Source organism: Vibrio sp. Vb0349 (assembly GCF_033338975.1).
In genome coordinates, this window is the sequence record NZ_JAWOTS010000435.1 from 1 (window position 1) to 1050 (window position 1050).

The following is a 1050-nucleotide window of genomic DNA, read 5'->3' on the forward strand; positions in this document are numbered from 1 at the left end:
GACACATCCAACGCTGATGTCGGTTCATCACAAATCAAAAGTCGAGGACGAGTTGCCAGGGCGCGCGCAATCGAAATACGCTGACGCTGACCACCAGAGAATTCATGAGGATATTTCACGCCAGCCATGCGGCCCAAACCAACATGATCAAGCAAATCATTCACGATTTGACGTGTTTCTGCTTCATTTTTGGTGAGTTTATGGAAACGAATTGGCTCGGCAATAATGTCTGCCACCTTCATACGAGGGTTCATAGACGTGTATGGATTTTGGAACACCATCTGCATTTGACGTCGCATCGGACGACGCTCTTTTTCCGACTTCATCGCCGTGAGATCGATGCCTTCAAATTTCACTTGGCCAGAGTTTGGCTCATACAAGCCAGCAATCACGCGCGCGATGGTCGACTTACCCGAACCTGACTCACCCACCAGACCAAACGTCTCACCTTCGTGCACCTCAAAACTCACATTGTTCGATGCCTGCACGTACTCACGGCGGCTTTCAAACAAAGAGTCCTTAGTCACAAACCTTAGGTTGACGTTTTTCACATCCAACAACGGGCCAGTGTACTCACGCTGATCTTGGCTTTGACCCAGCCAGTGATTCTTAATGTCTAGCGACTTCATTTCTGTCGCTTCTTCGATGTAACTCACCAGAGGGAAACGATCGAGCTTTCTGTCTGAGCGAGGAACCGCCGAAATCAAGCTGCGCGTGTATGGGTGATCTGGGTTACCCAACACTTTTGCCGTTGGCCCAAACTCAACAAGATCACCACGGTACATCACCGCCACGCGGTCTGTAACGTTTGAAACCACCCCCATGTCGTGCGTAACCAACATACAACCAACATTGTTCTGGATACACAACTCACGGATAAGATTCAGGATTTGGTCTTGGATTGATACGTCCAGTGCCGTGGTTGGCTCATCGGCGATGATCAGATCTGGCTCACCAGCCAAAGCGATCGCGATAACCACACGCTGACGCATACCACCAGAAAACTGGTGAGGATACTGTTTAAGACGGTTTTCAGGCTGAGGGATGCCG

At 49.9% G+C, this 1050-nt stretch carries 1 protein-coding gene; it reads right to left on the bottom strand.

The annotated features are described in order from the left end of the window. On the bottom strand, positions 1 to 1050 hold a 1050-nt coding region (locus R7Q47_RS26415; RefSeq protein WP_318090279.1), incomplete at both ends, for an ABC transporter ATP-binding protein.